Below are 22856 nucleotides of genomic sequence, written 5' to 3' on the forward strand. Positions count from 1 at the left end.
TCCCCATGTCGGCGACGCTCGCCGCCGACGCCGCCCTGGAGGAGCGGCGGCGCTCCGGGCAGCGCGTCCTGCCCATGACCAGCGGCGAGATCGGGCTTCCGGTCCTGCCCGTGCTGCGCGAACGCCTCGCCGCCGCGGCCGGGGAGAACGCGTACGGCCCGGTGGCCGGCAGCCCCGCCCTGCGCGAGGCCGCCGCCGGGTACTGGAGCCGCCGGGGCCTGCCCACCGACCCCGGGCTCGTCGTCGCGGGCCCCGGCAGCAAGTCCCTGCTGTTCGCCGTGCTGCTCGCCGTCGGCGGCGACGCGGTGGTGCCCGTCCCCGGCTGGGTCAGCTACGCCGCGCAGGCGCGCCTCGCCGGGGGCCGTCCGCTGCCGGTGCCGATCCTGCCCGGCCAGGGCGGCGTGCCCGTCCCGCACCGGCTGCGCGGGGCGGTCACTGCCGCCCGCGCCGCCGGGCAGGACCCGCGTGCCGTCGTGGTGACCGTCCCGGACAACCCGACCGGGACGGTCGCCTCCCCGGAAGTGGTGCGTCAACTCGCCGATACTGCACGCGAGTTGGACCTGATCATCGTCTCCGACGAGATCTACGGCGACCTCGTCCACGACCCTGCCCGCCCGGCCGTCTCCCCGGCCGCGTACGCCCCCGAGCGTACGGTCGTCACCACCGGCCTCACCAAGAACCTCGCCCTGGGCGGCTGGCGCACGGGCGTCGCCCGGTTGCCCGAGGGCCCGATCGGGCGGGAACTGCACACCCGGCTCGTCGCCGTCGCCAGCCAGATCTGGTCCAGCCCGCCCGCCCCCGTGCAGACGGCCGCCGCGTACGCCTTCGCCGAACCTCCGGAGATCACCGAGCGGATCGCCGCGAGCAGGCGGCTGCACGCGGCCGTCGCCCGGGCGGCGGCGGGTCACCTCGCGGCCGCCGGGGCGCTGGTGGCGCCCGTCACCGCCACCTGCTACCTCTACCCGGACTTCGAGCCGCTGCGCGACCGCCTGGCCGAGGCGCACGGCGTCACCGGCGGCGAGGGGATCGTCCGCTTCCTCGTCGAGCGCCACGGCATCGGCGTCCTGCCCGGCAGCGCCTTCGGCGAGCCCGAGGGCGTCCTGCGCATCCGCGCCGCCACCAGCCGCCTGTACGGCGACACCGACGAGCAGCGCCTCGCCGCGCTGGCCGCGCCCGACCCGGTCGCCCTGCCGTGGATCGGCCGCTCCCTCGACCACCTCGGCGGGGCCCTCGCCGACCTCACCCGCGCCTGACCGGAACCGACCTATACCTGACCGCACCCGACCGGATCCGACCCGCACCTGACCGTCCTTCGGAGGCCCCCATGTCCCAGTCACTGCCGCCCGTCCTCACCGAAGTCGCCTACCGGGGCGGCCGCTACGTCACCTTCGACCGCCCCGGACCGGGCGAGCCCCAGACGCTCCACCGCATCGCCGAAGGCGCCCTGGCCGCCGCGTTCACCACCACCGACGGCTCCGCCGAGGCCGTCTGCGCCGCCGTCACCGAGGGCGCCGAGACCGTCGTCCTGCCCGCAGGGGACCCGGACGTGCAGCCGCTGGTCCCGCTGCTGCCCGGGGCCTCCGGCTCGGCGCTGCTGAGCGGCTTCATGGGCACCCACAGGAAGAAGTGGGGGGGCGAAAGCGCCCCCGAGGGAGGCGAGTTCGTCCCGCCCAGGTGGTTCTTCAAGGGCTTCGGCGAGTGGGCCAAGCTGCCCGGCGAGCCGCTGACCGTCCCCGCGGAGCCGGTCGCCCTCATCGAGGAGCCGGAGATCGCCCTCGTCTTCGTCAACGACGCCGACGGCTACCCGCACTACGCCGGCTACACCTTCGGCAACGACCTGTGCGACATCGGCCTTCACCGCAAGGAGCCGGGCTACAACCCGTACTGCAAGCTCTGCGACACCGCCCTCGCGCCCACCCTCTTCCTCGGCCCCCCGCCGCGCACCTTCACCGGCCGGACCACCATCACCCGGGGCGGCGCCACCGCCTGGGAGGGCCCCTTCGAGGCCGGCGGCGACGCGCTCTACCACCGGATCAACGACATGGTCGACCACCTGTTCACCTTCCCCGCCGTACGCCGCCCCGGGCTCGTCAACTACGTGCTCCTGGGCGCCGACGAGGCCAGCTTCCACGACGGCTTCCGGATCGAGGACGGCGACACCATCGCCATCGACGTCAAGAGCCACGGCGTCGCCTTCGAGAACACCGTGCGCTACGTCTCCCCGGCCGCCTTCGCCTCCCTCCCCGCCGCATGAGCGCCGCGCCCCGCCGGCAGGTGCACCTCGCGGTGCAGCTGCCCGCCATCCACAACATCACCCTCTGGGCCGACCCGCGCTCCAGGAGCCAGATCGCCTTCGAGTCCTTCCGCCACCTCGCGCAGACCGCCGAACGCGGCCTCTTCGACTTCTTCTTCCTCGCCGAGGGCCTGCGCCTGCGCGAGCACAAGGGGGAGATCTACGACCTCGACGTGGTCGGCCGCCCGGACAACCTCGCCCAACTGATCTCCCTGGCCGCCGTCACCAGCCGGCTCGGCCTCGCCGGGACGGTCAACGCCACCTTCAACGAGCCCTACGAGCTGGCCCGCCGCCTCGCCACCCTCGACCACCTCAGCGGCGGGCGCGCCGCCTGGAACATCGTCACCAGCTTCGACGCCTTCACCGGCGAGAACTTCCGGCGCGGCGCCTTCCTGGAGGAGCGCGACCGCTACAGCCGCGCGGCCGAATTCCTCACCACCACACGGAAGTTGTGGGACAGCTGGGCCGACGGCGACGTCATCGCCGACGCGGCCTCGGGGGAGTACGTACGGCCCGGGGTCGGCCGATTCGCCCACCAGGGGCGGCACTTCGACATCTCCGGCCGCTTCACCACCCCCCGCTCCCCGCAGGGACACCCGGTGATCATCCAGTCCGGCGAGTCCGACGCGGGCCGCGAGTTCGCCGCCGCCGAGGCCGAGGTCATCTTCAGCAAGTACAACCGGCTCGACCAGGCCCGCGCGTTCTACCGGGACGTCAAGGGCCGCCTGGCCGCCCACGGCCGCACGGAGGACGAGCTGAAGATCCTGCCCACGGCGAGCGCGGTGGTCGCCGACACCGACGCGGAGGCCCAGGCCCTCGCCCGCGAGATCACCCGCGCCCAGGTCGGCCCGCAGACCGCCATCGCCCACCTGGAAGCCGTCTGGGGCCGCGACCTGTCCGCCTACGACCCGGACGGCCCGCTGCCGGACATCGACCCCGACGGCGACGCGCAGACCCTCAAGGGCCACTCGATCTTCCGCCGCGACCGCGCCGAGACCGCCCGCCGCTGGCGCGCCCTCGCGGAGGAACGCGGCCTGAGCATCCGGGAGTTGGTCATCGAGGTCGACGGCGCCCAGCAGACCTTCGTCGGCTCCCCGCAGACCGTCGCCGACCGGATCGACCACTTCGTGCAGACCGGCGGCGCCGACGGCTTCGTCCTCGTCCCGCACCTGACCCCCACGGGCCTCGACGACTTCGTGGACCGCGTCGTGCCGCTCCTCCAGGACAAGGGCGTGCACCGGCGGGAGTACACCGGCACGACCCTGCGCGACCACCTGGGGATCTCCCCGATCGAGAAGGGAAGTACCTCGTGACCCCGCCGCCCCCGCTCCACCTCGCCGTCGCCCTCGACGGCGCCGGCTGGCACCCGGCCGCCTGGCGGGCCGAAGGCGCCCGGCCCGGTGAGCTGTTCACCCCGGCCTACTGGGCGGACCTCGCCGCCGAGGCCGAACGGGGCCTGCTCGACTTCGTCACCATCGAGGACGCGCTCGGCCTCCAGACCACCGCCTTCCACCGGCCCGACGAGGACACCGCACGGGTCCGGGGCAGCCTGGACGCGGCGCTCATCGCCTCCTTCCTCGGCCCGGTCACGTCGAGGATCGGGCTCGTCCCGACCGTCAACGTCACCCACACCGAGCCCTTCCACGTCGCCGTCGGCATCGCCACCCTCGACCACGCCAGCGAGGGCCGAGGCGGCCTGCGCCCCCAGATCGCCTCCCGGGCCGCCGACGCCGCGCACTTCGGCCGCCGGGTGACCCCTCAGCTCACCGAGGAGGACGTCCGCGACTCCGAGCTCATCGCCCGGCGGCTGCGCCCGCTCTTCGAGGAGGCGGCCGACGTGGTGGAGGCCACCCGGCGGCTGTGGGACAGCTGGGAGGACGACGCGGAGATCCGCGACGCCGCCACCGGCCGGTTCGTCGACCGCGACAGGATCCACCACATCGACTTCACCGGCGACCACTTCTCCGTCCGCGGCCCCTCCATCACCCCGCGCTCCCCGCAGGGCCAGCCCCTGGTGACCAGCCTCGCCCACGCCTCCGTCCCCTACGAGTTCGCGGCCCGCGCCGCCGACCTCGTCTACCTCACCCCGCACTCCCGCGCGGGCACCGTCGACATCCTCCGCCAGGTCGACGCCGCCGTCGCCGCCACCGGCCGCGACACCCGGGCCCGGCCGCTGCTGCGCTTCGCCGACCTCCTCGTCCTCCTGGACGAGGAGCCCGGCGCCGCCGCCGAGCGCAAGGCCCACCTCGACGCGTTGGACGGCACCGAACTCACCTCCGACGCCGAGGTGTTCACCGGCACCGCCGCCGAACTGGCCGACCTCCTCCTCGACTGGCGCCAGGCGGGCCTGGACGGCTACCGCCTCCGCCCCGCCACCCTTCCCCACGACCTCCACCGGATCACCCGCAGCCTCGTCCCCGAACTCCAACGCCGCGGCGCCTTCCGCACCGAGTACGAGGCAACCACCCTCCGCGGCCACCTGGGCCTGGAGCGGCCCACCAGCCGCTACGCGGCGAAGGGGTGAGGCGCCGTACGCCCGGAAGTTCGACCGTCGGAGCGGTGTCCGCACTCATGCCCCGGCCGCCTCGCGGGTCGCGCGGCGGAGCCAGGTCAAGTACCAGGTGTGGAAGTCCAGGCGGCCGGTCCCGTCCGTCAGGGGTTCGAGGGGGCCGTCGGCGGCGCGGAGGTCGTTCCAGAGGGTGCCGCTGTCCGGGCCGGTGACGGCGAGCCAGGTGAAGTAGCCGCAGCCCTGGTGGCCGAGGCAGACCGCTCCGGCCGTCATCGCTTCGTTCAGGGGCTCCCACTCGTCGTCCCAGGCGCGGAAGGCGGCGCGGTAGGCGTCCTCGTCGGGGAAGTCCTCCTCGCGGGGCTCGCGGGCGTCCAGCTCCTCCGTCCGGCGGGCGCGTTCGGCCTCCGAGGGGAAGGGCCGCCCCAGCAGCGGGTTGACCTCGCGAGTGTCGCCCAGGGCGACCCAGTGCCACCCCTGGTCGTCGCGACGCAGCGGGTAGAGGCCGTAGTCCGGCCCGGCGCCACCCGCGGCGACCTCCAGGAGGAAGGTGCGATACGCCGGCGGGAAGGACACCCCGAACTGCCGCTCCGCCTCCGCGACCTCGGCCTCGCTCAGGGGCGGGTCCAGCCGGAAGCCGTGCCCGTTGGCCCCGAACACCTTGGCCGCGCCCGGCGCCTTCCGCAGCGCCAGCACCCGCTCGCGCACCCCTGACCAACTCATCTGCGACCCCTCCCACCTTCCGACCCGCAGCGATCGTGCCAAGTCGGAGGGCCGGGATCAACTCAGTTCGGCGGCTCCGCCACGAGGGCCGTGCCCGTGCGGGTGCGCAGGTGTACGGCCGTGCGGCCCGTGCGGTGGGTGGTGACCAGGCCCGCGCCGCGGAGGGCGCCGAGGTGTTGGGAGACGGCGCCGGGGGTGACGCCCAGCCGGGTGGCGAGGGTGGGGGTGCTCAGGGGTTCGCCGAGTTCGGCGAGGAGGGCGGCGCGGGTGCGGCCGAGGACGGCGGTGAGGCCCCCGGGGGTCGGCCGGGGCTCCTCCCAGAGCAGCCCGACCCCGGGGACCGGGTAGCGGATGGAAGCGGCGGCGCGCGGGGAGTAGTCGACGATCACGTCCGGCCAGCCGAAGACGGAGGGCATCACCACCAGGCCGTGCCCGTCGGCCTCGACCGTCCACACCGCGCCCGAGCGGCGGCGCCCGTGCACCACCAACTCGCCCTCCCGCCACACCACATCGGCGTGCAGCTGCGCGAACAGCCCCTCCACCCCGCCGTCGACCAGCGCCCCGCCGGCCCAGGTCCGCCTCCAGCAGCGCGCGCATCCGCCCCCAGTGCGGGGCCACCAGCCGGTCGTGACAGCGGGTCAGCGCCTCGGCGACCCGCTCCAACAGCGGCTCGGGACGCGGCAGCCGCGCAGCGCGGGCGTCCCCCAGCGCGGCGGCGCACTCCGCCGCGACGTACGCCGGGTCCGCCGCCCGCAGCCCCGCCACCTCGGCCTCGAAGCCCGGCAGGCGCTCGTCCGGCACCGGGAAGAGGAACGACGGCAGGCAGCTCTCGAGCAGCGCCCGCAGCAGCGGCGCCTCCGGCTCCCCGGCCAGCACCCGCTCCGCCTCGCGCACCCACGGCCGGTGCACCTCGTGCCCGCCGACCCCGAGTGCCGCCCGCACCCCGAGCACCGTCTCGGCCAGCGGCGACACCGCGAGCCGTACCCGCGCCACCTCGGCCGCCGAGAGCCGGATCTCCACCGCCATGCCTGCCCCGCCCCTGATCGTTTAGCCGTGGCTGAACGGTAGCCGGGCCGGGCGGCCGCCGCCCAGACTCTCCGGCATGGAGTTCATCACCTCGTACGACGGAACCACGCTCGCCTTCCGCACCCTCGGAGACGGCCCGCCGCTGCTCTGCCTCCCCGGCGGCCCCGGCCGCGCCGCCGAGTACCTCGGCGACCTCGGGGGCCTGTCCGCCCACCGCACCCTGATCCTGCCCGACACCCGTGGCACCGGCGCGTCCGGAACACCCGCCGACCCGGCCACCTACCGGGTCGACCGCCTGGTGGCCGACGTCGAGGCGCTGCGCCGCCACCTCGGCCTGGAGCGCGTCGACCTGCTCGGCCACTCCGCCGGAGGCAGCCTCGCCATGCTCTACGCCGCCGCCCACCCCGGGCGGCTGTCCAGCCTGACCCTCGTCACCCCGTCCTTCGCCGGTGTCGGACTGCCCTCCGACACGGGCGTCGAGCAGGTGATCGCCTCCCGCGCGGCCGAGCCCTGGCACGCCGAGGCCGTCACCGCGCACCGGCACATGACGACCGCGACCTCCTTCGCCGAGGCCGCGCCGTACCGCCTCGCCTTCGAGCCGCTGATGTACGGCCGCTGGGACGACGCCGCCCGCGCCCACGCCGCCGCCGACCCCGCCCAGCGCGCGCTGCCCGTCAGCGAGAACTACTACCGGGGCTACACGCCCGACACCGAGGAACTGCGCCGGAGCCTGGGCGCGCTGCGCTGCCCGGTGCTGCTCCTCGCGGGCGAGGTCGACCTGTGGCCCACCGCCGCGTCCGCCGCCGAGGCTTCCGCGCTCTTCCCCGAGGTGACGCTCGCCGTCCAGCCGGGCGCCGGGCACTACCCGTGGCTGGACGACCCGAAGGCGTTCACGGCGACGGTCGGCGGCTTCCTCGCCACCGCCGGTTGACGGGAGGCGACGGGAGTCGACGGGAGTCGAGGGGAGTTGACGGGAGTCGACCGGTGTCGAAGGGAATTGACGGCCCGTCGCACTCCCGGGTGAAGGTCGGAGAAACCCCGCCGCCCGGCCCGCCGTCCTGTCTACGCTGCGGGTGCGAAACATCACCTGCCGTAACGGTCAGAACGGTCAGAGGAGAAGGCATGGCATCGACCTGCGGTCCCGAATCCGCCCCCATCGGCGACGTCGGCACGGCGCTGATGGTGATCGACTCCCGGCTCAAATCCGTCTACGAGGGCAGGGGCGGCTCGGACGCCCGCCAGCAGGCCCTGGTCAACCAGGTCACCGCCTCCCTCGGCCCCAACGGGCTCGCGGAGTTGGTGGACGGCACCTGCACGGTGATCTACCTCTACATGACCTGGCTGAAGGCCGCCTGCGACGACCACGACCGGGACGTCGTCGAACACGTCGTCCCGGCGCTGGTGGGCACGATGCGGATGATGCCCAGGACCTTCAGCCCCGAGGTCATCCCCACCATGACGGGCCTCCTCGTCGCCGCCGGTACCGGCCTGAGCCCCAACCTCTGGCGCGCCCAGTACGGCCCCTGGACCCGCGCCGAGATGAACCCGCTGGAGGCCCTCGCCGTCATGACGGCCGAGCACGTCAACCGCGTCGCCGGGGACGACCACGACTTCGCCACCCGCCTGATCAGCGACGCCCTGGCCAGGATGGACGACGACTGACCCGTCGGGCCCGCCCGGTGAAACCGGAGACGCCGGGCGGGCCGGGTTTCAGCCGACCTGGCCGGTCGGGCGCACGGTCATGTGGTTGATCGTCACGCCGACGGGCTGGTTGAGGGCGAAGACGATGGTGTCCGCGATCTGCTCGGCGGTCATCACCGGCTCGGTGGACGGGGTGCCGCCGCGCTCGTCCCAGAACGGGGTGTCCACGATCCCGGGGGCGACGACGGTCACGCCGATGCCGTCCTTGGCGACCAGCAGCCGGGTGTTCTCGGCGAGTGCGTGCGCGGCCCACTTGGTGACGGAGTACAGGTTGCCGGGGGTGTTGCGCACCCCGGCGACCGAGCCGAGGATCACGATCCGGCCCTTGGACTCCCGCAGGTGCGGCAGGGTCCGCTGGACCAGCAGGGCCGGGCCGAGGACGTTGGTGAGGACCATGGCGCGCATGTCCTCGGGGGAGTGGCTCTCCAGGTTGCCGGGCAGGGAGAAGCCGGCGTTGGCGATGACGTTGTCCAGCCGGCCCCAGGTCTCCACCACGTGGTGCACGACGGCCGCGACGTCCTCGGCCTCGCCGGTGTCACCGGCGACGGTCAGCAGCCGCTCGCCCGCCCCGGCCGAGGCGGCGAAGGCGGCGAGCTTGCCCGCGTCCCGTCCGGTGACGGCCACGCGGTGGCCCTGCTTGAGGAGGGCGCGGGCGGTGGCGGCGCCGATGCCGGTCGAGCCGCCGGTGATCAGGCTGACGGGTTCCATGGGGGCCTCCTCGGTGTTCGTGGTCCCGGGGGTCCCGAAACGCCTGCACTATACGCGGATTGGGATCATCCGCCCCCGGAATTACGGGCGAGGGTTCTCCACCTTCGAGAGCCAGGTGGCGAGCAGCCCTTCGAGTGCCTCGTTCTCGGCGGGCGTCAGCATGCCCAGCAGGCGGCGTTCGTTGCGCATGTGGTCGGCGAACGCCTGGTCGATGAGTTCGCGGCCGGGCTGGGTGAGGGCGACGATGCGGCCGCGCTGGTCGTCGTCGGAGCGGCGCCGGGTGACGAGTCCGGCCTGTTCGAGGCGGTCGATGCGCTTGGTCATCGCGCCGGTGGTGACCATCGTGTGCGCGGCGAGTTCGCCGGGCGCGCGCTCGAAGGGCTCGCCGGCGCGGCGCAGTGCGCACAGGACGTCGAACTCGCCCTCGCCGAGCCCGTAGCGCCGGTAGACGAGGCAGAGCTCCTCGGTGAGGTGGTCGGCCAGGCGGTGGAGGCGGCCGATCACGCCGAGGGAGGAGACGTCCAGGTCGGGGCGTTCGCGGTGCCAGTCGGCCTGGATGCGGGCGACGCGGTCGGGGGGCACGTCGTCGGAGGGCACGTGGTCGGAGGGCGCGCGCTCGGGGGCCACGCGGTCAAAAGGCACTGGGGCGTCCATGCCGACCAGCATAGCTTCCCGAGAAGCTATATTGCCTTCCATGGAAGCTAATGTGCGGTGGGTGGCCCTGACCGCCCTCGCCCCGGTCGCCTGGGGCGCCAACTACTACGTCACCCACCGGTTCCTCCCGCCCGACAGCCCCCTCTACGGCGCCGCCCTGCGCGCCCTGCCCGCCGGTCTCGTCCTGCTGGCCCTGTGCCGACGGCGGCCGCGCGGGGCGTGGTGGTGGCGCTCCGCCGTGCTCGGGCTGCTCAACGTCAGCGTGTTCTTCGTGCTCGTCTACGCCGCCTCCCAGCTGCTGTCCACGAGCATCGCCTCCACCGTCATGGCCCTCTCCCCGCTGGCGATGATGCTCATCGCCTGGGCCCTGGTCTCCGAACGGCCCGGCCGCGCCCACCTGGCCGGCGCCGGGATCGGCCTCGGCGGGGTCTGCCTCATGCTGCTCACCGGAGCGGGGGAGGTCAGCGTCCCGGGAGTCCTCGCCGCGGCCGCCGCCATGCTCGTCTCCTCCTTCGGCCACATCCTCACCAAGCGCTGGAACACCGACGGCACCGAGGTGCTCGCCTCCACCGCCTGGCAGCTCACCGCCGGAGGGCTGTTCCTGCTGCCGGTCGCCGCGCTCGTGGAGGGCCCGCCGCCCGCGCTCCCCGCGCCCGCCCTCCTCGCCTTCGGCTACGTCTCCCTGGTCGCCACCGCGCTGGCCTTCGTCGCCTGGTTCACCGGGCTGCGCCACCTGCCCGCGGGCACCGTCGGCCTGGTCGGACTGCTCAACCCCGTCACCGGCGTCCTGCTCGGAACGGCCGTGGCCGGAGAGGTGCTGACGGTCCAGCAGCTGTGCGGGCTGGCCCTCGTCCTGGCCGGGGTCGTCCTGGGCCGGCCCACCCGCGCGGGGCGGCGCGGCGGCGACGAAGGGCACCCGGCCGAAGCGCCGCGACGGCGCCGCCTGTCGGGGGCGGGTCAGCGGCCGGGGGCGAGGTAGCGGCGGCCCGGGATCTGCTCGAAGATCAGGTTGGTGCGGGTCTGGGCCACCGCCGGGTGGGTGGTGAGGTGGTCGACGACGAAGTCGCGCAGCGCCTCCGGGCCGGCGACGCCGACGTGCAGCAGGTAGTCGTCCGAGCCGGCCATGTGGAAGACGGCGAGGACGCCGGGCAGGTCGGGGGCGGTGCTGCGGAAGCTCTCGTTCTGCTCGCGGGTGTGGGCGCGCAGGCGGACGGAGATCATCGCCTGGAGCGGCAGCCCGATCGCGGCCGGGTCCAGCTCGGCGCGGAAGCCGCGGATGATGCCGCGGTCCTGGAGCGCCCGGACCCGGGCCAGGCAGGTGGACGGGGCGATGCCGACGGCGGCCGCGAGGGCGTTGTTGGGCAGGCGGGCGTTGTCGGCCAGGGCGCGGACGATCGCCCGGTCGACCTCGTCGACCGGCGACCGGCGGGCCTGTGGATTGTTCGGCATGCCCGCCAGGATCCCAGCCCGTTCCGCAGATTCGCAAACCTGATCGACCTCGGGCCGAATGTTCTTCGGACGGTCTTCCCCGCAGCGCCCGAAAGTTCCATTCTTACGGGCGTCCCCCACCGCCGTCCTCCGGAGCGACCCGTCCATGAGCCCGACCGCCTCCCCGTTCGCCGCGACCGCCGTCGACCCCGGCCCGGAACTGGACGGCGGCGACTTCGCCCTCCCCGAGGGCGGCCTGGACGACGGCCGCCGACTGCACGCGCTGGACGCGGTGGACGAGTACCTGACCCGCAAGCGCAGGCACCTGGTCGGCTACCAGGCCACCCAGGACATGCAGGGCACGGCGCTCGACCTCGCCCGGTTCCTGCCGAACAACATCAACAACCTCGGCGACCCGTTCCAGGCGGGCGGCTACAAGCCCAACACCAAGGTCGTCGAGCGGGCCGTCCTCGACTACTACGCCCGCCTCTGGCACGCCGAACGCCCCCACGACCCGGCCGACCCGGAGTCCTACTGGGGCTACATGCTGTCCATGGGCTCCACCGAGGGCAACATGTACGCCCTGTGGAACGCCCGCGATTACCTGAGCGGCAAGGCGCTGATCAAGCCGCCCGCCGCCCCCTTCGACGCCGTCCGCTACGTCAAGGCCGACCCGGACCGGCACAACCCCAACGCCCACCACCCCGTCGCCTTCTACTCCGAGGACACCCACTACTCCTTCGCCAAGGCCGTCGCCGTCCTGGGCGTGGAGACGTTCCACGCCGTCGGCCAGGAGCTGTACCCCGACGAGAGCCCCCTGACCGACCCGGTCACGGGCCTGCGCGCCTGGCCCACCGAGGTGCCCTCCCGCCCCGGCCCGTCCGGTCTCTCCTGGGACGGCACCGGCGAGATCGACGTCGACGCCCTCGCCACGCTCGTGGAGTTCTTCGCCGCCAAGGGCCACCCGGTCTTCGTCAACCTCAACCTCGGCAGCACCTTCAAGGGCGCCCACGACGACGTCCGCGCGGTCTGCGAGCGGCTGCTGCCGATCTTCGAGCGGTACGGCCTGGTCGAGCGCGAGGTCGTCTACGGCCGCTGCCCGGACTCCGGCCGCGCGCTGGTCGACGTGCGCCGCGGCTTCTGGATACACGTGGACGGCGCGCTCGGCGCCGGGTACGCGCCGTTCCTGCGGCTGGCCGCCGAGGACCCGCAGGCGTACGGCTGGACGCCGGAGGTCGCGCCGCCCGAGTTCGACTTCGGCCTGCGGCTGCCCACCGCCGGCCACGGCGAGGTCGACATGGTCTCCTCGATCGCGATGAGCGGCCACAAGTGGGCGGGCGCGCCCTGGCCGTGCGGCATCTACATGACCAAGGTCAAGTACCAGATCTCCCCGCCCTCCCAACCCGACTACATCGGCGCCCCCGACACCACCTTCGCCGGCTCCCGCAACGGGTTCTCCCCGCTGATCCTCTGGGACCACCTCTCGCGCCACTCCTACCGCGACCAGGTCCACCGCATCCGTGAGGCCCAGGAGCTGGCCGCGTACCTGGAGCAGCGCCTGACGGCCATGGAGGGCGAGCTCGGCGTCGAGCTCTGGCCCGCCCGCACCCCGGGCGCCGTGACCGTCCGGTTCCGCAAGCCGAGCCCGGAGCTGGTGGCCAAGTGGTCGCTGTCCTCCCAGGACGTGGTGATGGTCCCGGGCGACGAGTCGACCAGGCGCACCTACGTGCACGTGTTCGTGATGCCTTCGGTCGACCGGGCCAAGCTGGACGCCCTCCTCGCCGAACTCGCCGAGGACCCGGCGATCCTGGGCCGGTAACCCTGACGGCGGTACAAGCGGCACTACTCGTGTAGTGGCACTACGTCAGTAGTGCCACTACACGAGTAGTTGTCTCCGGCGGCAGGAGTGCGCGCAGGAGCGCGGTGGAGGGTCAGCGCTGGAGGGTGAGGAGGCCCGGGCGCCAGGGGAGCTGGTCGTAGGGGCCGGTGGCGTTGGGGTTCTTGCCCTGGTAGAGCAGCTGGAGGTTGCAGGGGTCGATGGTCATGGTCTGGTCGGGGTTGTTGCGGACCAGGTCGCCGTGGCTGATGTCGTTGGTCCAGCCGGCGCCGCTGTTGGCCTTGCCCGCGAAGGGGTTGCTCTCGCTGGCGGCCTGCGGGGTCCAGGAGCCGTTGAGGCTGGTGGCGGTGAAGGAGCGGAAGTAGCGCTGCTCCGTGGCGCCGCGGGCCTCGACGATCATCAGGTACTGGTTGCGGCCCTGGACCTTGTAGACCTGCGGGGCCTCGAACAGGTTGACCGTGGAGTCGCTCATCACGGTGGTGTATCCGGAGCCGAAGTTGCCGGGGAAGTTGCCGATGGGCATGCTCGCCCGGTAGATGCTGCCGTTGTCACCGGCGAAGAACAGGTACATGTTCTGGTCGTCGCCCAGCCGTTGGGGTTGGTCGGGTCGCTGGAGGTGCGGTAGATGAACGGCCACGCGCCCCACTGGTAGGACAGCACCCAGATGTTCTTGGGCGCGAAGTAGAACAGCGTGGGCGCCACGGCCTTCTCGTTCATCCCGGTCTGGGCGGCCGAGGCCATGTCCGACCAGTTGGTGAACGGGGCGAACGCCATCGAGCCGTACGAGGAGCCGTTCACGTTCGACGCGTAGACCAGGTGCTTGCCGTTGTAGGTGGTGGTGGTGAAGTCCTTGAGCGAGGTCCAGCCGTTGGCGGGCTGCGCCAGGGCGCCGGAGGAGGACCAGCGGTACGTCGAGGGCAGGGCGCAGGTGCCCGGCGGGGTGGTCGGCCCGGACGACAGGCCCGTCCACTTCTGGTTGTTGCCGCCGTGGCAGGTCCAGATCTCCACCGCAGTGCCGTTGGCCGTGCCGTTGGCCGTGACGTCCAGGCAGAGCCCGGACTCGACGCCGACGATCGTGCCGTCGGAGTTCACCCGCCACTGCTGGTTCGCGCCGCCGGTGCAGCTCCAGATCTGCACGCGGGTACCGTTCGAGGTGGCGTGGCCGGGCACGTCCAGGCACTTGTTGCCGTAGACGGTCAGCTTGTTGTCGCTGGTCGACGTCCACTGCTGGTTGGAGCCGTTCGAGCAGTCGTAGATCTGCAGGGCCGCGCCGTCCGCCTGGCTGGCGTTCGACACGTCGAGACAGCGGCCGGAGCCCGTACCGCGCAGGGCACCGCTGGTGTCCGCGTGGGCGGGGGCCGCGACGAGCATCGCCGCCAGGGCCGCCACGGTGGCGAGCACGGCGGTGAGGACCGCGGGCAGGGGCCTGCGGCGGGAACTTCGTTCGTACATCGGATCTCCTTCGTGAACGGGTGGGGTCACGTAGAAATGTGAGCGCTCACAGACCAGAGGGCGCGCGCCCGTTGCGAGCGCGCGCCCCTGCGGCTCACCTTTGACCCCTCAGGACGCCCCGGCCTTCGGGCCGGGGAGATGGGGGTCCTCCCGCCCGGAGGGTGGGGGAGGGTCCTTGGCTCGGAGGCGAAGCGGCGGAGTTGGCTTCGGAGGTTTGGGCAGGAGCCGTTGTCAGTGGCTCCCGCTAGGTTGATCCCGTGCACCTTCGGTACTCATGTCGCATTTACCCGACGGCTGGTCAGCGCTTGGCGCTGGCCCGTACGTTCGGGTGTGCGCGGGTGGTGTTCAACGATGCGTTGGCGGTTCGGAAGCAGGCCCGTAAGGACGGTCTTCCGTATCCCAGGGGCACTGACTTGCAGAAGCTGGTGATCACTGCGGCGAAGCGCACCGCTGAGCGGGCGTGGCTCGCCTCGGTCGGTGTGGACCCGCTGATCCAGTCCCTGCGGGACCTGGACACCGCGTACACGGAACTTCTTCGACTGGGTGTCCGGCAGGCGCGCCGGGCCTCCGGTGGGGCTTCCCCGGTTCAAGTCGAAGCGGGACAGCCGGCAGAGCCTTCGCTTTACCCGCAACGGGTTCCGCATCCGCTCCAACGGGAAGCTGAACCTGGCGAAGATCGGCGACGTGCGGGTGAAGTGGTCGCGTGCGCTGCCCGCCGATCCGTCCTCGGTGACGATCCTGCTCGATCCGTCGGGCCGGTACCACGCGAGCTTCGTCGTGGACGTCGAGCCGAGCCACCTGCCCGAGCTGGACACCGAGATCGGCATCGACCTCGGACTGACCACCTACGCCGTCCTCTCCGACGGCCAGGTGATCGACAACCCACGCTTCCTGCGCAAGGCGGAACGCCGGCTGAAGGCCGCGCAGCGGGAACTCTCCCGCAAGGCCAGGGGCAGCAAGAACCGGGCCAAGGCCCGCCGCAAGGTCGCCAAGGCCCACGCCAAGGTGGCCGACACCCGCAGGGACTGGCTGCACAAACAGACGACCAGGATCATCCGCGAAACCCAAGCGGTGTACCTGGAAGACCTGAACGTGCGCGGCCTGGGACGCGGCCGGCTGGCCAAGTCCGTCCACGACGCCGGATGGTCCGCCTTCCGGCGCCTCCTCGAGGAGAAGGCCGCCCGGTACGGGCGCACCGTCGGCATCGTGCCCCGCGCGTTCCCGTCCTCCCAGCTCTGCTCGCGGTGCGGGCACCGGGACGGGCCCAAGCCACTCGCGGTCCGCGAGTGGACCTGCGGCGCGTGTGGTGTGCTGCATAACCGTGACCTCAATGCTGCTCGCAACATCCTGGCCGCCGGGCAGGCGGACAGGCTAAACGCCCCTGGAGGGCCGGTCAGACCCGGCGTGGCAATCCCACGCCGGGCACGGCCCGATGAACGGGGAACCCACCTCGGCGACCTGCCGCGCACGGGAGTCCGTGCCGCAGGCGCGGGAGGGATCCCCGTCCTTTAGAGCGGGGAGGATGTCAATTGAAGGTCCAGTGCTGGTTGGCACCGCCGGTGGCGTCCCAGATCTGGACGGGCGTGCCGTTGGCGGTCTGCCCGCCGGGGAGCTCCAGGGCCCGGCCGCTGGCGACGTTGGTCAGGGTGTACGAGCCGTCGCCGTTGCGGTCGGCCCGCCAGTGCTGGTTGGCACCGCCGTTGGCGTCCCAGACCTGCAGCTTCGTCCCGTTGCCCGTCTGGCCGCCCGGCTCGTCCAGGGCCCGGCCGCTGGCGACGTTGGTCAGCGTGTACGAGCCGTCGCCGTTGCGGTCGGCCCGCCACTTCTGGTTGGCGGCACCGCCGTTGGCGTCCCACACCTGGAGCGGGGTGCCGTTGCCGTTCTGCCCCGCGGGCTCGTCGAGGACGCGTCCGGCGGCCACGTCGGAGAGCGTGTACACGGTGCCGGAGACGATGCCCCCGCCGGGCGGCGGTGTGCTGCCGCCGCCGCCCAGGGCGCCGAGGACCGCGCCGTAGGCGGCCTTCTTGTTGCCGTTGCCGTCGAACAGCAGCGGGTTCTCACCGCTGCGCCAGGAGTCGCTGTCGCGGATGCCCCACACCGTCATGCCCGTGCAGCGGGCGACGGACAGGCAGGCCCGGACGGTGTCGGCGTACGCGGTGGCGGGCGCCTGGGCGATGTCGAGCTCGGTGAGCTGGACGTCCACGCCGAGCGCGGCGAAGCTGGAGAGCGTGGTCTGGAAGTTCGACGGGGGGCCGCCCGCGCCGAAGTGGCTCTGGAAGCCGACGCAGTCGATGGGCACGCCACGGGACTTGAAGTCCTTGACCATGCGGTAGACGCCCTGGGTCTTGGCGTCGTTCCAGTTCTCGATGTTGTAGTCGTTGTAGCAGAGCTTGGCCGAGGAGTCGGTGTTCCGGGCGGTGCGGAACGCCTCCTCGATGAAGCCGTCGCCGAGGGTGTTCTGGAAGACGGAGGGGCGGTGCCGGCCGCTGCCGTCGTCGGAGAACGCCTCGTTGACCACGTCCCAGGCGTAGATCTTGCCCTTGTAGTGGTTCATCTCACCGGTGATGTGGTTGTTCATCACGCTGCGCAGCGTGTTCGCGTCGCCGATGGACGAGACCCAGCCGGGCAGTTGGGAGTGCCAGACGAGGGTGTGGCCGCGCATGCGCTGGCCGTGCGAGGAGGCGTGGCCCACGATGGAGTCCGCGGGGCCGAAGTTGAAGTTGCCCCGGGACGGCTCGATGGTGTCCCACTTCATCTCGTTCTCCGGGGTGATCATGTTGAACTCCCGGTCGAGGATGCCGGAGTACGTCGGGTCGCCGAGGCGGCCCGAGGCCACGGCGGTGCCGAAGTAGCGGCCGCTGTCGGCTGCCGCAGTACCCAGCGTGGTCCCGGCGGCCTGGGCCGCGGGGCTCGCGGTGACGACGGTGACGGCGGTGAGCGAGCCGGCGAGCGCGACGGCGGCGGCCGTCAGGGCCTTGCGGGGGAGGGGCTTCCTGGTGGGCGATGTGGGCGATGACATGAGGGATCGTTCTCCTTGGGTGGGGGGAGGTCCCGCGCACCGGTCGGGGAAGCCGGTGCGCGGGTGCGCGACGCTGTGCCTGGTCCTGACCCTTCGGCAGCGTCCGTTAGCGCTAACAATTCACCGCGGGGGATGCGCCGTGTCAATATCCGGCGCGGGGGCGGGTCCTCAGTGTTCGGCGAGCCTGCCCCGGCCGGAGCCGAGCGTGATGTTCGAGCTGCCGCTGCTCCGGTAGCCCTCGGTGGCCAGGATCTCGTAGTTCATGGCGCCGAGGTTCATGCCGGACCTGGCCCACGCGTCGAAGTGGTTCCCGACGGTGATGGTGCCGCCGGTCCGCTTGGCCCGGCGGACGCTCCAGTACTGGTTGAAGGTCCTGATGCCCTCGATGGAGGGGGCGTTGTAGCGCGTCGTCTCGTAGATGTCGTACGTGTCGCCGTCCGTGGTGACGGTGCCCTTGTACGCGCCGGTGGGCTTGTAGGAGCCGTAGTTCTCGACGACGTAGTACTCGACGAGCGGGTTGGTGGTCCAGCCGTAGAGCGAGAGGTAGGCGTTGCCGTTGGTGCTCCACGAGCCCGAGTAGCTCACCGGATTGCGCGATCCGGTGCTCCAGCCCTTGCCGGCGACGAAGTTGCCGGCGCCGTTCCAGGAGGTGCCGTAGTTGCCGCCGCCGTTCAGGGACATCGAGACCGCGCCGGAGCCCTCGGTCCAGAACGAGTAGAAGTACCCGCCGTCGGTGCCGGTCCGGTTGGTGGTGACGGTCGACGCTTCGGCGGTGCCCGGCGTGGCCAGGACGGCCACGGCGGCCAGTGCGAGGATGCGTGGTGCCTTGCCGGCCGACCGTCCGGGGCGGCGGGTGAGGCTGCGGCTCTTGAGATGGGGGATTTTCACGGAGTTGGTCCGTTCTGCCGATGGGTGGGCGCGCAGCGCTGCGTCACCGTCGGCCGCGAGGGTGGTGGGGGCGGCGGGACGGCGTGGTGCAGTGGTGCGCGGAACCGGCTTCTCGTCGACAGGGCTGCGCCCGTGGGTGGTTGGCGCGTGCGGCCGGGAGCCGTGGCCGCTCGGACTTGTCGACGGCGACAGTGTTGACCGGGCATCGACAGGCTGTCAACGCTTTCGGCAGAAACAGCGATAGTTTCGCTACTCGTACCGGCGGCAAGGGGGCAAGGGGGCAAGGCGGCAAGGGGCAAGGCAGCAAGGCGGCAGGCGCAGGGGCAGGCCGTCCGAGGGCCCTGCCGCTCGGACGGCCGTGCCGCTCCGTTCAGGGCCGGCCGGGCGCCACGGCGCTGGAGCGCACCACCAGGGTGGTCGACAGTTCCAGGCGGGTGGGTGCCTCCGGGGCCTCCCCGTTGCGGAGGGCGAGGATCAGGCGGGTCGCCTGCTCGGCCATCGCGCGCAGGGGCTGGCGGACCGTGGTCAGCGCGGGGCTGGTCCACTGCGCGATGTCCAGGTCGTCGTAGCCGACCACGGACAGGTCCTCGGGCACGCGCAGGCCGCGGACCCGGGCCGCCTCCATGACCCCGAGCGCCTGGAGGTCGCTGCCGGCGAAGATCGCGGTGGGACGGTCGGGGAGCTCCAACAGCCGTCCGGCCTGGGCGAATCCGCCCTCGGCGTGGAAGTCGCCGAAGGCGGTCAGCGTGGGGTCGACCGCCAGGCCGGCCATGGTCATCGCGGAGCGGTAGCCGTCCAGGCGGGCCAGGGAGCAGAGGGTGTCCTCGGGGCCGGTGACGATGGCGATGCGCCGGTGGCCGAGCTCGATCAGGTGCCGGGTGGCGGCGAGCCCGCCGGCCCAGTTGGCCGAGCCCACCGAGGGCACGTCCGGGTCGGGGTTGCCGGCCGGGTCGACGATGACGAACGGGATGGAGCGGGCGCGCAGTTGGGCCTTGAACTCGGGCGGCAGGCTGGAGAAGACCAGGACGACGCCGAGCGGGCGCCGGCGCAGCACCGCCTCGATCCACTCGGGCCCCGGGGCGTGGCGCGAACCGCTGTGGCTGACCACGACCGCCGCCCCGTGCTCGTTCGCCACGGCCTCCACGCCGCGCAGGAGTTCCATCGCCCAGAGGCTGTCGAGCTCGTGGAAGACGATCTCGACGAGAGGCGCCTCGCCGCCGCCGCGGGTGGCGCGCTGGTAGTCGTGGTCGCTCAGGACCTGCTCGACCCGCACGCGGGTGGCCGCCGCCACGTCGGTACGGCCGTTGAGGACCTTCGAAACCGTCGAAACGGAGACCTCGGCCTCGCGCGCGATGTCCGCGAGGGTCACCCGTCCCAGTTCATCGCCCTTTTCCATGGGGGCAGCATAGGGCACCGGCGGCGCGGGCCAGTTGGCGTATCACGCTTCAGTAACCCCTGATCCGAGGGGTTGACCCGAAACATGTTCGCAACCTAGCGTCCCGGGCCATGCGGTTATTTCGAGAATCGGGTCGAAACTTTAGAGGAGTCCTGATGAAGAGAAACGCTTTCGCCGCCGCGCTGGGCCTCGCCGCCGTCATGGTGGGGACGACCGCCTGCGGCAGTGGTGGGTCCTCCTCCGCCGGCGGGGACTCCGGCACGATCCACGTGCTGGTCTACGGCGACGCCAGCAACAAGGTCGAGAAGCAGCTCGTCGACACCTTCAACAAGACGTCGAAGGTCAAGGCCGTCCTGGACACCATCCCCGGCGCGGACTACCAGGCCAAGCTCAACACCGTCATCAACACCGACCACGCGCCGGACGTCTTCTTCAACTGGGGCGGCGGCAGCATCCGGCCCTACGTCAAGTCGGACCTGCTGCTCCCGCTGGACGGCATGATCGCCGAGGACCCGAAGCTGAGGAGCAACTTCCTGCCCTCGGTGTTCAACACCGCGGTGATCGACAACAAGTCCTACGGCGTCCCGATGCGCGGCACCCAGCCCGTGCTGCTGTTCAGCAACAAGAAGGTGCTGGCCGACGCCGGACTCAGCGCCCCCAAGACCTGGGACGACCTGCTCGCCGTCGTCCGGGCGCTCAAGGCCAAGGGCATCACCCCGATCGCCCTCGGCGGCGGCGACAAGTGGCCGACCCTGATGTGGTACGAGTACGTCTTCGACCGCGTCGCGGGCCCCGAACTGTTCCAGAAGGCGCTGTCCGGCGACAAGAGCGCCTGGGAGAGCGAGGACGCCAAGAAGGCCCTGGGCATGCTCAGGCAGCTGGTCGACGCCGGGGCGTTCGGCTCGAACTTCGACTCGGTCAAGTTCACCGACGGCGGCTCCCCGGCCCTGCTGGCCAAGGGCAAGGCGGGCCTGGAGCTGATGGGCTCCTGGGAGTACGCCACCCAGCGGGACGCGAGCCCCGACTTCGTCAAGAACAACCTCGGGTACGGCGCCTTCCCCTCCGTGCCCGGCGGCAAGGGCGACCCGGCCGCGCTGGTCGGCAACACCAACAACTTCTACTCGGTGCTGAAGAAGACCAAGCACCCCGTCGAGGCCGCCGCCTTCCTGAAGCTCATGTACTCCGACGAGTTCGTGAAGGCGCAGCTGGGGATCGGCAACCTGCCGACCACCACCAACACCGAGCAGTTCCTCGCCACCGCGGACAACCCCGACTACTCGAAGTACCAGTACGACCTGGTCAAGGCCGCCCCGTCGTTCCAGCTGTCCTGGGACCAGGCGTACCCGCCGGCCGCCAACGCGTCGATCGGCACCGCCGTCCAGCAGTTCTTCGACGGCAAGCTCGACGTGGACGGCTTCATCAAGGCCATGCAGGCCCTTCCCGCCTCCTGAGACGGACCGCCATGAGTGCTCCCTCCGTAGTGTCCGGGTACGGCCGCCGCCTTCGGGCGCGGCCTCGCCGGACCGGTGTCGGGGTGACCCGCCCGGGCCTGGCCTGGGCGCTGCCCGCGACCGTGTTCTTCCTGATGTTCGCGCTCCTGCCGCTGGTCCTGGTGGTGGTGCTCTCCTTCACCAGCTGGAACGGTGTCGACGCCCCCCGGTTCAACGGCCTGGCCAACTGGACCACCCTGCTGCACGACCCGGTGATGACGCAGAGCGTCGGCCTGACCCTGGTGCTGACCGTGGCGGGCGTGGTCGTGCAGACCCCGGTGAGCATCCTGCTGGGCGTCTGGGCGGCCGGCCACCAGCGCAACCGGGCCGTGCTGTCCGCGATCTTCTTCGTCCCGCTGTTGCTGTCCGCGACCGCGATCTCGGTGGTCTGGCGCGCCGTCCTCGACCCCAACTTCGGTGTGCCCTCGCAGCTCGATTGGCTGTTCGGCGACGGCAATCTGATGGGCAGTCAGGGAAGCGCCGTCGCGGTGCTCACCTTCGTCGGCATGTGGCAGTGGACGCCCATGCACGCCCTGCTCTACCAGGGCGGCGCCCGGGCGATCCCGCGGGTGCTCTACCAGGCCGCGTCGATCGACGGCGCGGGCAAGGTGCGCCAGTTCATCCACATCACCCTGCCCCAGCTGCGCAACACCGTGATCACCTCGGTGATCCTGATGGTGGTCGGCGGCCTCACCACCTTCGACACCGTCCTCATCCTCACCCAGGGCGGCCCCGGCACCGACACCACCAACAGTGCCTACTACATGTACCAACAGGCGTTCAAGAGCTTCGACTTCGGCGCGGCCTCGACCATCGCCCTGGTCCTCGTGGTGGTCGCCACCCTGATCTCGCTCGCCGTCGTACGCCTGTCCGGCTACGACAGGATGCGCAGCACCACGGAGGGACTCTGATGCGACGGCGTCCCAACTACCTCGCCGGGTTCGGCTCGCTCATCTGGCTGGCGCTGGTCGGCTTCCCGCTGTACGTCCTGCTCATCGCGACCTTCCGGACCCGCTCCGACTACGCCGAACAGGGACCGCTCACCTTCCCCGCGCACCTGACCCTGCAGAACTACCTGGACGACTTCTCCAACGGCTTCGGCCAGGACTTCCTCAACACGCTCCTCGTCACCGTGAGCGTGGTGGCGATCGTGCTGCTCGTGGTGCCCCCGCTGGCCTACGCGATCGTCCGGGCCCGGGGCAGGACCATCGCCACGGTCTTCCGGATCTTCCTGCTGGGGCTGGCGATCCCGGCTCAGGCCGTGATCGTGCCGATGTTCTACGTCATCGGCAAGGCCGGGCTGTACGACAACCTGCTCGGCGTCATCCTGCCCACCGCGGCGTTCTGCCTGCCGGTGTGCACGCTGGTCCTCACCGGCGCCATGCGGGACATCACCGGCGAGCTCTACGAGGCCATGGCCATGGACGGCGCCACCCCCTGGCGGGTGTTCTGGCAGCTGGTGGTGCCCCTGTCCAGGGGCGGCCTCTCCTCCGTCGTGGTCTTCTCCGCGCTCCAGGCGTGGAACGGCTTCCTGTTCCCCCTGATCCTCACCCAGTCGGAGGGCACCAAGGTCATCACCCTGGGCCTGTACGAGTTCCAGACCGAGCACGGCGTCGACGTGCCCGGCCTGCTCAGCGCCGTCGTGCTGTCGACGCTCCCCGTCTTCATCGTCTACCTGTTCGCCCGACGAGCCTTGGTCCAGGGCCTCATGGGCGTCGGGGGAAAGTGAGCGTTA

The 22856-nt window shown here is 72.0% G+C and carries 19 protein-coding genes and 3 pseudogenes; 13 read left to right on the top strand and 9 right to left on the bottom strand.

The annotated features are described in order from the left end of the window. Positions 1-5 precede the first annotated feature (5 nt). From IH61_RS0114760 to IH61_RS0114775, 4 genes are all read left to right on the top strand, one after another. A complete protein-coding gene (locus IH61_RS0114760) occupies positions 6-1253 on the top strand; it encodes a pyridoxal phosphate-dependent aminotransferase (protein ID WP_051837102.1) in 1248 nt (415 codons plus the stop codon). Positions 1254-1324: 71 nt separating this feature from the next. After that, positions 1325-2254, top strand: coding sequence for a hypothetical protein (locus IH61_RS0114765; protein WP_031069675.1), 930 nt, complete (start codon positions 1325-1327; stop codon positions 2252-2254). Further along, on the top strand, positions 2251-3606 hold the full coding sequence (locus IH61_RS0114770; RefSeq protein ID WP_037972728.1) for an NtaA/DmoA family FMN-dependent monooxygenase: 1356 nt from the start codon (positions 2251-2253) through the stop codon (positions 3604-3606). Before IH61_RS0114765 ends, IH61_RS0114770 begins: the two co-directional genes overlap by 4 nt. Next, positions 3603-4817: an LLM class flavin-dependent oxidoreductase gene (locus IH61_RS0114775; protein WP_031069679.1), complete on the top strand. Its 1215-nt coding sequence runs from the start codon at positions 3603-3605 to the stop codon at positions 4815-4817. Before IH61_RS0114770 ends, IH61_RS0114775 begins: the two co-directional genes overlap by 4 nt. 45 nt (positions 4818-4862) lie before the next feature. Here IH61_RS0114775 and IH61_RS0114780 read toward each other — a convergent pair whose 3' ends face one another. Both IH61_RS0114780 and IH61_RS44515 read right to left on the bottom strand, forming a co-directional pair. Beyond that, entirely contained in the window at positions 4863-5522 is a 660-nt protein-coding gene (locus IH61_RS0114780) for an SMI1/KNR4 family protein (protein ID WP_031069681.1), read from the bottom strand. A gap of 62 nt (positions 5523-5584) precedes the next feature. Further along, the gene (locus IH61_RS44515) at positions 5585-6064 is read right to left on the bottom strand and encodes an ArsR/SmtB family transcription factor (protein ID WP_051837061.1); all 480 of its coding nucleotides are present in this window, start codon (positions 6062-6064) and stop codon (positions 5585-5587) included. 560 nt (positions 6065-6624) lie between these two features. On the opposite strand from IH61_RS44515, the gene IH61_RS0114790 reads away from it, so the two are divergent. Next, on the top strand, positions 6625-7479 hold the full coding sequence (locus tag IH61_RS0114790; protein WP_031069682.1) for an alpha/beta fold hydrolase: 855 nt from the start codon (positions 6625-6627) through the stop codon (positions 7477-7479). Between the two features lie 191 nt (positions 7480-7670). Then, a complete protein-coding gene (locus tag IH61_RS0114795; protein ID WP_031069684.1) occupies positions 7671-8210 on the top strand; it encodes a hypothetical protein in 540 nt (179 codons plus the stop codon). Positions 8211-8258: 48 nt separating this feature from the next. Here the strand turns inward: IH61_RS0114795 and IH61_RS0114800 are convergent, their stop codons facing one another. Both IH61_RS0114800 and IH61_RS0114805 read right to left on the bottom strand, forming a co-directional pair. Next, positions 8259-8957 (bottom strand): SDR family oxidoreductase, encoded by a 699-nt coding sequence (locus tag IH61_RS0114800; protein ID WP_031069686.1) that lies wholly within the window; start codon positions 8955-8957, stop codon positions 8259-8261. Positions 8958-9038: 81 nt separating this feature from the next. After that, entirely contained in the window at positions 9039-9611 is a 573-nt protein-coding gene (locus IH61_RS0114805; RefSeq protein ID WP_078911113.1) for a MarR family winged helix-turn-helix transcriptional regulator, read from the bottom strand. A gap of 40 nt (positions 9612-9651) precedes the next feature. Here IH61_RS0114805 and IH61_RS0114810 point away from each other — a divergent pair, with 40 nt between their 5' ends. Continuing rightward, complete coding sequence (locus tag IH61_RS0114810; protein WP_199823317.1) at positions 9652-10590, top strand: EamA family transporter; 939 nt, start codon at positions 9652-9654, stop codon at positions 10588-10590. On the opposite strand, the gene IH61_RS0114815 is transcribed toward IH61_RS0114810, so the two are convergent. Next, positions 10569-11060, bottom strand: a complete 492-nt coding sequence (locus IH61_RS0114815; RefSeq protein WP_037972730.1) for an Lrp/AsnC family transcriptional regulator — start codon at positions 11058-11060, stop codon at positions 10569-10571. The genes IH61_RS0114810 and IH61_RS0114815 overlap by 22 nt on opposite strands. A gap of 145 nt (positions 11061-11205) precedes the next feature. Here IH61_RS0114815 and IH61_RS0114820 point away from each other — a divergent pair, with 145 nt between their 5' ends. After that, the gene (locus tag IH61_RS0114820) at positions 11206-12858 is read left to right on the top strand and encodes a hypothetical protein (protein ID WP_051837063.1); all 1653 of its coding nucleotides are present in this window, start codon (positions 11206-11208) and stop codon (positions 12856-12858) included. Between the two features lie 112 nt (positions 12859-12970). Here the strand turns inward: IH61_RS0114820 and IH61_RS40890 are convergent. After that, positions 12971-14328, bottom strand: a pseudogene (locus IH61_RS40890) (non-reducing end alpha-L-arabinofuranosidase family hydrolase). Between the two features lie 257 nt (positions 14329-14585). On the opposite strand from IH61_RS40890, the pseudogene IH61_RS50275 reads away from it, so the two are divergent. Further along, a pseudogene (locus IH61_RS50275) lies at positions 14586-14654 on the top strand (helix-turn-helix domain-containing protein); the annotation flags it as partial. 217 nt (positions 14655-14871) lie between these two features. After that, the gene (locus IH61_RS40895; RefSeq protein WP_420713923.1) at positions 14872-15840 is read left to right on the top strand and encodes an RNA-guided endonuclease InsQ/TnpB family protein; all 969 of its coding nucleotides are present in this window, start codon (positions 14872-14874) and stop codon (positions 15838-15840) included. 13 nt (positions 15841-15853) lie between these two features. Here the strand turns inward: IH61_RS40895 and IH61_RS0114835 are convergent, their stop codons facing one another. The 3 genes and pseudogenes from IH61_RS0114835 to IH61_RS0114845 all read right to left on the bottom strand — a co-directional run bounded on the left by IH61_RS0114835 (position 15854) and on the right by IH61_RS0114845 (position 19631). Next, positions 15854-17347, bottom strand: a complete 1494-nt coding sequence (locus IH61_RS0114835) for an endo-1,4-beta-xylanase (RefSeq protein WP_031069694.1) — start codon at positions 17345-17347, stop codon at positions 15854-15856. 186 nt (positions 17348-17533) lie between these two features. Next, positions 17534-18163, bottom strand: a pseudogene (locus IH61_RS0114840) (glycoside hydrolase family 11 protein); the annotation flags it as partial. A gap of 442 nt (positions 18164-18605) precedes the next feature. Continuing rightward, positions 18606-19631 carry a LacI family DNA-binding transcriptional regulator gene (locus tag IH61_RS0114845; RefSeq protein WP_031069697.1) on the bottom strand — a complete coding sequence of 342 codons (1026 nt, stop codon included), beginning with the start codon at positions 19629-19631 and terminating at the stop codon, positions 18606-18608. A 200-nt stretch (positions 19632-19831) separates the two neighbouring features. Between IH61_RS0114845 and IH61_RS0114850 the strand changes: the two genes are divergently transcribed. The 3 genes from IH61_RS0114850 to IH61_RS0114860 are packed head-to-tail and all read left to right on the top strand — an operon-like array spanning position 19832 to position 22850. Further along, on the top strand, positions 19832-21082 hold the full coding sequence (locus IH61_RS0114850; RefSeq protein WP_234327186.1) for an ABC transporter substrate-binding protein: 1251 nt from the start codon (positions 19832-19834) through the stop codon (positions 21080-21082). An 11-nt stretch (positions 21083-21093) separates the two neighbouring features. Then, complete coding sequence (locus IH61_RS0114855; RefSeq protein ID WP_031069700.1) at positions 21094-22032, top strand: carbohydrate ABC transporter permease; 939 nt, start codon at positions 21094-21096, stop codon at positions 22030-22032. Beyond that, on the top strand, positions 22032-22850 hold the full coding sequence (locus tag IH61_RS0114860; protein WP_031069703.1) for a carbohydrate ABC transporter permease: 819 nt from the start codon (positions 22032-22034) through the stop codon (positions 22848-22850). The genes IH61_RS0114855 and IH61_RS0114860 overlap by 1 nt, the downstream gene beginning before the upstream one ends. Positions 22851-22856: the final 6 nt, after the last annotated feature.

The organism is Streptomyces sp. NRRL WC-3742 (genome assembly GCF_000720635.1).
Lineage (GTDB): Bacteria > Actinomycetota > Actinomycetes > Streptomycetales > Streptomycetaceae > Kitasatospora.